Raw genomic sequence first — 7,646 nt, forward strand, 5'->3', positions numbered from 1 at the left:
GTCCTGGGACGGCGAGGCCGACGCGACCCACACCGTCATCCGCTCGCCGCGCACCATCGCGCCGGGCCTGCCCGGCTCCCAGCCGCTGATCCCGCCGACCAGCATGCAGCCGATGCAGCAGCAGCGCCCGGCACCGGCGCCAGCGCCCGTGCAGCCGCCCGCGCCGGCGCCGATGGCCGCACCGGCTCCGCGCGCCGCCATGCCCAGCGGCGACAGCGCTGCCCTGCTGGCCGCCTTCCGCGACGGCCTGGGCGTGCCCCAGCTGCAGATCGACAGCCTCACGCCCGAGCTGATGCGCCTGATCGGCCAGATCCTGCACGAGGCCGCGGCCGGCACCGTCGACCTGCTGGTGGCCCGCGCGGCGCTCAAGCGCGAGGTGCGCGCCGAGGCCACGATGATCGTGGCCAAGGAGAACAACCCGTTGAAGTTCTCGCCCAGCGCCGAGACCGCGCTGCAGCACCTGCTGTCGCCGCCGGCGCGCGGCTTCATGCCGGCGGCGCCGGCGATGAAGGATGCCTACGACGACCTGCGCGCCCACCAGTTCGGCTTCGTGGCCGGCATGCGGGCAGCGCTGGAGGGCGTGCTGGACCGCTTCGACCCGCAGGTGCTGGAAGGCAAGCTGACGCAGAAGTCCGCCGGCCTGCTGGGCGGCCTGCTGCCGGGCAGCCGCAAGGCGCGCATGTGGGAGGTCTTCACCGAGCACTACGAGCAGATCAGCTCGGAGGCCGAGGACGACTTCCACAGCCTGTTCGGCAAGGCCTTCCTGAAGGCCTACGAGGAACACATCGACCAACTCAAGGGTGGAGGCGGCTCGTGAGCTTCGAAGACACCTTGACATCGGCCATCGGGGGGCCGGCCCTGGAGCTGGCCATCCTGTCGCGCCAGGGCGGGCGCAACTACAACGAGGACGCCTGCGGCCACTGGAACTCGGACACGCACTTGTGCTGCGTCGTGGCCGACGGGGCCGGCGGCCACGGCGGCGGCGACATCGCGTCGAAGCTGGCGGTGCGCCACATCATCGAGCAGTTCGCCGCGGCGCCGCTGTCGCTGCCCGACGAAGTGACCGACCTGCTGCTGGACACCAATGCCACGGTGATCCGCCACCGCGCCGACGGCGAGGCGCAGGCGAACATGCACACCACGGTGGTGAGCCTGTTCATCGACATGAGCCAGGGCCTGGCGCTGTGGGGCCACGCGGGCGACTCGCGCCTGTACGTGTTCCGCAACGGGCAGATGCTGGCCCACACGCGCGACCACAGCGTCGTGCAGTCGCTGGTGGAAGCCGGCGTGCTGCAGCCCGACGAGACCCGCACCCATCCGCGCCGCAGCGAGCTGCTGTCGGCGCTCGGCAGCGCGCCGGAAGACCTGCACGTCACGGCCGCCAGCCGGCCCTGGCACATCCAGGACGGCGACGTCTTCCTGCTCTGCACCGACGGGTTGTGGGAGTACGTCAACGAGGTGGAGATGAGCGCCGCGCTGAACCGCGCCACCGACCCGCGCGCCTGGCTCGACGCGCTCGAAGTGCTGGTGCTGCGCCACGCCAAGGAACAGGCCAAGCACACGCACGACAACTTTTCCGCCATCACCGTCTGGTGCGGAAGAGGCCATTGAGCCGTCACGAAAGGGTCAGATCATGCCCAACCAAGTCTGCACCGGCGCCGTCCTGCAATGCACCTTCGGCATGGCGCCGTCCTCCTTCATCGCCACGCCCAAGATGATCCAGACCAGCATGATGGACGCCGGCAACATCATGGACAACAAGCCGATCGCCAACGTGCCGCCCTTCGGCATGTGCCAGTCGCTGGCCAATCCGACCGTGGCCTCCGCCACCGCCGCCGCGATGGGCGTGCTGACGCCGATGCCCTGCGTGCCGGTCTTCCCCGCGCCCTGGGTGCCGGGCGCGCCGACCGTGCTGCTGAAGAACATGCCGGCCCTGGACAACACCTGCAAGCTGATGTGCGCCTATGCCGGCGTGGTCAGCATCAATTTCGCAGGCCAGGTCACCCACCAGATTCCATGACGTGGAGCCCCTCGCCCAATCCCGCCCCGCTGAACGCGGGCGTGCCCGGTCGGTCCCCCGAGGGGACGCCGACGGGCCGGCTTGGGGCGGCCCATCGCTCGGCCCGAAACACCGAATAACTGACACCGCACAATGACCTGGACCAACAAAGTCATCTGGACGGAGGGCATGTTCCTCCAGCCCCAGCACTTCCAGCAGCATGACCGCTACACGCTCTCGCAGGAACTGCAGCGCTCCAACGCGCAGCAGGCCTACGGCTGGGGCTACACCAGCCTGCAGCTGGACAGCGCCGCGCTGAACCTGGGCAAGATCGCCATCAATGCCGCGCAGGGCCTGATGCCCGACGGCGTGGCCTTCGACATCCCCGGCCAGGACGCCGCCCCGCCCGCGCTGGACGTGCCGAGCGACGCGCGCGACGAACTGATCGTGCTGGCGCTGGCGCTGCAGCGCCCCGGCGTGGCCGAGTCCGATGCGGAGGGCGATGCCGGCTCGATGCCGCCGCGCTACCGCGCCGCCGAGGTGGACGTGGGCGACACCAACGTCACCGGCCAGCGCGTGGCGCCGATCCAGATCGGCCGCCTGCACCTGCGCATCATGCTGGCGCGCGATGCGGTGGAGGGCTACGCGACGATCAACCTGTGCCGCCTGGTCGAACGCCGTGCGGATAACAAGTTAGTTCTGGATGCCAACTTCATCCCGCCGACGCTGCACTCGCCGGCCAACGACATCCTGGCCTCGCACCTGCGCGAGCTGCACGGGATGCTGCACCAGCGCGGCGAGGCGCTGGCCGCGCGGCTGGCGCAGCCGGGCCGTGCGGGCGTGGGCGAGATCGCCGACTTCCTGCTGCTGCAGACGATCAACCGCGCCGAGCCGCTGATGGCGCAGTGGCGCCAGACCTCGATCCTGCATCCGAAGGACCTGTACTTCGGCGCCGTGCAGCTGGCCGGCGAGCTGTCCACCTTCGGCGAGCGCCGCCGCCCGCCCGAGCTGCCGGCCTACGTGCACGACGACCCGCAGCGCTGCTTCACGCCGCTGATGCTGAGCCTGCGTCAGTCGCTGACGATGGTGATGGAGCAGACCGCCGTCCCGATCGAGCTGCAGGACCGCAAGTACGGCATCCGCGTGGCGATGATTTCCGACGTGGAGATGCAGCGCAACGCGCAGTTCGTGCTGGCGGTGGCCGCGCAGCTGCCCGGCGATGCGCTGCGCGCGCGCTTCCCGACGCAGGTCAAGATCGGCACGGTCGAGCGCATCCGCGACCTGGTCAACCTGCAGCTGCCCGGCGTGCCGCTGCGGCCGCTGCCGGTGGCGCCGCGCCAGATCCCGTACCACGCGGGCTACAACTACTTCGAGCTGGAGACGCGCAACAACGACATGTGGAAGCAGCTGGAAAGCTCCGGCGGCCTGGCGATGCACATCGCGGGCGACTTCCCTGGCCTCGAGCTGGAGTTCTGGGCCGTCCGCGCCTGAGCAGAGAGATTGATCCATGAGTGACGACCACGACCCGTTTGCCGCCTTCAACTCCGACAAGACCGTCATCAAGCCCTCGGGTGGCCGGCCCAAGCCGGCCGCCCCCGGTGCCGCGCCTGCGGGTGGACCACCGGGCGGCCCGCCCGGAGGCGGCGCGGGCGGTGGTGGTGGTGCTGCCGGTGCAGGCGGCGCCGGCGGCCGCGAGGCGCCGCTGGCGATCGACGCGCTGACCACCTCGGGCCTGAACCCGCTGGTGGCCGCCGCGATGCCGCTGCTGGCCGCCGCGCCGCGGGTGCGCACGACCGCCCGCCACGCCAACCCGGCAGGCCTGAAGGAGGCGCTGTCGGAGGGCATCCGCAAGTTCGAGAACCAGGCCCGCACGCAGGGCCTGCCCAACGAGCAGGTGATCGCCGGCCGCTACATCCTGTGCACGCTGCTGGACGAATCGGCCGCCAGCACGCCCTGGGGCGGCTCGGGCGTGTGGTCCTCGCACAGCCTGCTGGTGCAGTTCCACAACGAGTCCTGGGGCGGCGAAAAGGTCTTCCAGCTGATGAGCAAGCTGGCCGAGAACGTGGCCGGCAACCGCAACCTGCTGGAGCTGCTCTACGTGGTGCTGGCCTTCGGCTTCGAGGGCCGCTACCGCGTCATCGACAACGGCCGCGCGCAGCTCGACGGTGTGCGCGACCGCCTGGCCCAGCTGCTCAAGCAGCAGCGCGGCGCCTATGACAAGGCGCTGTCGCCGCGCTGGCAGGGCCAGCCCGACCAGGGCCAGCGCCTGCGCGACGGCATCCCGCTGTGGGTGATCGCCTCGCTCAGCGCGCTGGTGCTGGGCCTGATCTTCGCGGGCCTGCGCTTCCGGCTGAACGACCTGGCGCAGCCGAGCTTCGCCACGCTGGCCGCGCTGGATGCCAAGGCGGCCTCGGTGGCCGCGCCCTCGCCGCCGCCGCCCGCGCCGGCACCGCGGCTGGCCGTACTGCTCAAGCCCGAGGTGGACGCCGGCCTGGTGCGGGTGGAGGACTTCGCCGACCGCTCGATCGTCACGATCAAGGGCGACGGCTTCTTCGAGCCCGGCAGCGCGGTGATCGCCAGCGCGGTGCGCTCGCTGCTGCCGCGCATCTCGGCGGCGCTGAACAGCATGCCCGGCCAGATCCTGATCACTGGCCACACCGACAACCAGCCGATCCGCACGCTGCGCTACCCGAACAACTTCGTGCTCTCGCAGGACCGCGCCAATTCGGTCAAGGACGAGTTGGCCAAGACCGTCAAGCCGGAGCGCATGCGCGCCGAAGGCAAGGCCGACAGCGACCCCATCGACAGCAACGCCACGCCCGAAGGCCGGGCGAAGAACCGCCGCGTCGTCATCACTCTCATCGTGCAGCAGCAGCAAGAGCAGCCGGCCCAATGAAAAAAGTTCTTTCGATCATCTTCCATCCGCTGGCGCTCGCGCTCTACGGTTTCCTGGCGCTGGCCGCGCTGGTCTGGTGGGTCGGCCCGCTGATCTCGTGGGGCGAGCACCATCCGCTGGACGAGCCTTCGTCGCGCTGGACGTGGATCGGCGTCATCGCGCTGATCTTCGCCATCGTCATCTTCTTCAAGTGGCTCAAGCGCCGCCGCGCCAACAAGGCGATGGCAGCCAACCTGAAAGGCCCATCCGCGGCGGACCGCGAGGCCGAGGTGCTGAACCAGCGCTTCGCCGAGGCGCTCACCGTGCTGCAGGACAGCGCCAAGAAGAGCGGCAAGGGCAAGGGCCTGTTCGGCGGCAGCGCCACGCTGTACGAACTGCCCTGGTACATGTTCATCGGCGCGCCCGGCTCGGGCAAGACGACCGCGCTGATGAACGCCGGCCTGACCTTCCCGCTGGCCGCCAAGATGGGCCAGGCCTCGGTGAAGGGCGTCGGCGGCACGCGCAACTGCGACTGGTGGTTCACCGACGAGGCGGTGCTGATCGACACGGCCGGCCGCTACACGCTGCAGCAGTCCGACGAGAAGACCGACTCCGCCGCCTGGGACAACTTCCTCGCGCTGCTGAAGAAGTCGCGTCCGCGCCGCCCGATCAACGGCGTGATGCTAACCGTCAACGTGCAGGACCTGCTGCAGCAGAGCCCGGCCGACCGCAAGGAGCACGCCTCCAAGCTGCGCGCCCGCATCCAGGAGCTGCACGACCAGCTGGGCGTGCGCCCGCCGGTCTACGTGCTGGTCACCAAGTGCGACCTGATCGCCGGCTTCAACGAGACCTTCGGCAACCTCGGCAAGGAGGAGCGCGACCAGGTCTGGGGCATGAGCTTCACCTACGACCCGCACGGCAACGACAGCCCGATGCAGCAGTTCGGCAGCGAGTTCGCCGCGCTGGAGAAGCGCCTGCGCGACCGCCTGCTGGACGGCCTGCAGGCCGAGACCGACGTGCTCAAGCGCGCCGCGATCTTCTCGTTCCCGCAGCAGTTCGCGGGCCTCAAGGGCCTGCTGGGCGGCTTCCTTGAATCGGTGTTCGACGGCGGCCAGGGCCTGGAGCAGAAGCCGCTGCTGCGCGGCATCTACTTCACCAGCGGCACGCAGGAAGGCACGCCGATCGACCGCGTGATGGGCACGCTGGCGCGCACCTTCGGCGTCGATGCCCGCGCGGCCTCGATCGCCTCCTCGCGCGGCAAGAGCTTCTTCCTGACGCGGCTCCTGAAGGAGGTCATCTTCGCCGAGCAGGGCCTGGTGGGCCAGAACCTGCAGGCCGAGGCACGCCGCCGCAAGTTCCGCCTGGCGGGCCTGGCCGTGATCGGCCTGGCCAGCGTGCTGATGCTGGCCGGCTGGGTCGTCAGCTACAGCCGCAACAAGGCCTATATCAACGAGGTGGAAGCGCGCCTGCCGGACGTCAAGGCCGCGGTGGACGCGCTGCCCGCGGCGCAGGTGGACGTGACCGCCCTGCCCCAGGTGCTGGACAAGGTGGCCGCCGCGCCGGTGCCCGCCAACTTCCCGCTGGAGGAGCCGCCGCTGCTCAACGGCCTGGGCCTGTACCAGGGCCCGTACATCGGCGGCGGTGAGGAGATCGGTTACCGCCACCTGCTCGACAAGGCCCTGCTGCCGCGCGTCACGCGCCGGCTGGAGGAGCGGTTGCGCGCGGTCAACCGCGACAACCTCGAACTCGCCTACGAGGCGCTCAAGGCCTACCTGATGCTGTACACGCCCGAGCACTTCGACCCCGAGGCGCTGCAGGGCTGGGTGATGCTCGACTGGGAGCAGAACCTGGGCGGCACGCTGACGCCCGAGCAGCGCGAATCGCTGGGCAACCACCTGGCGGCGGCACTGGCCAATGGCGCGCCGAGCAATGTGCCGCCGATGGACAAGACCCTCGTGGCCAATGTGCGCGACATGCTGGTGGCCTACCCACTGGAGTACCGCGTCTTCAGCCGCCTGCGCCGCGCCAACGTCGGCGCCGACTACCCGGAGTTCTCGGTGGCCTCGGCCGGCGGCCCGAACGCGATCAACGTGTTCGAGCGCGCCAGCGGCAAGCCGCTGACCCGCGGCATCCCCGGCCTGTTCACCCGCGATGCCTACTTCAAGGTCTTCAAGGCCAAGGTCCAGGCCACGGCCCGCCAGCTGGCCGACGAGGAACGCTGGGTGCTCGACGTCAAGACCCCGACCGACGCGCTGGCCAAGGCCAGCACCGGCGCCGAGGACCTGGACACGCGCGTGCGCCGCCTCTACCTGCAGGAGTACATCAAGCAGTGGGACGCCTACCTCGCCGACGTGCGGCTGGTGAAGCTCAGCGGCCTGGACCGCAGCCTGGCGGTGGCCCGGCTGATGGCCGCGCCGGACTCGCCGATGACGGCCTACATCCGCGCCGTGGCCCGCGAGACGCAGCTGGAGAAGCTGGCGCTGGAAGCGCGCGCCGCCGCCGCCAAGTCCAAGGTGCCCAGCGGCATCACGCTGCCGGGCAAGCTGACCAAGGCGCAGAAGGACCTGGCCGAGGTGACCGGCTCGAATGACAGCAGCGCCAGCGCGGCGCCGGGCCGGCCGATCGAGTCGATGGTGGACGACCATTTCGCGTCCATCCACAACCTGCTCACCGGCACGCCGCCGCAGCTCGAACAGGTGGCCAAGCTGTTCGGCGAGGTGTTCGCGCAGCTGACGGCGATCGACGCCGCGCAGAAGAGCAAGACCCCGCCGC

General features: G+C 70.3%; 6 protein-coding genes. All 6 read left to right on the forward strand.

Going from position 1 to position 7,646, the window contains the following annotated elements; translation table 11 throughout:
* Positions 1 to 817, forward strand: an 817-nt coding sequence (gene tagH / locus B0W88_RS27745) for a type VI secretion system-associated FHA domain protein TagH (protein WP_144007008.1), incomplete at its 5' end; no start/stop codon positions are given.
* Positions 814 to 1,611 carry a PP2C family serine/threonine-protein phosphatase gene (locus B0W88_RS27750; protein WP_083749115.1) on the forward strand — a complete coding sequence of 266 codons (798 nt, stop codon included), beginning with the start codon at positions 814 to 816 and terminating at the stop codon, positions 1,609 to 1,611. The genes tagH and B0W88_RS27750, both read left to right, overlap by 4 nt.
* 22 nt (positions 1,612 to 1,633) lie before the next feature.
* A complete protein-coding gene (locus tag B0W88_RS27755; protein WP_077037799.1) occupies positions 1,634 to 2,020 on the forward strand; it encodes a DUF4280 domain-containing protein in 387 nt (128 codons plus the stop codon).
* Between the two features lie 132 nt (positions 2,021 to 2,152).
* Entirely contained in the window at positions 2,153 to 3,490 is a 1,338-nt protein-coding gene (tssK, locus tag B0W88_RS27760; protein ID WP_077037800.1) for a type VI secretion system baseplate subunit TssK, read from the forward strand.
* 16 nt (positions 3,491 to 3,506) lie between these two features.
* The gene (locus B0W88_RS27765) at positions 3,507 to 4,895 is read left to right on the forward strand and encodes a DotU family type VI secretion system protein (protein ID WP_077037801.1); all 1,389 of its coding nucleotides are present in this window, start codon (positions 3,507 to 3,509) and stop codon (positions 4,893 to 4,895) included.
* Positions 4,892 to 7,646 (forward strand): type VI secretion system membrane subunit TssM (gene tssM, locus B0W88_RS27770; RefSeq protein WP_077037802.1); only part of this gene is annotated, 2,755 nt, incomplete at its 3' end. The genes B0W88_RS27765 and tssM, both read left to right, overlap by 4 nt.

Origin of the sequence: Pelomonas sp. KK5 (genome assembly GCF_001984095.1) — a bacterium.
Classification (GTDB): domain Bacteria; phylum Pseudomonadota; class Gammaproteobacteria; order Burkholderiales; family Burkholderiaceae_C; genus KK5.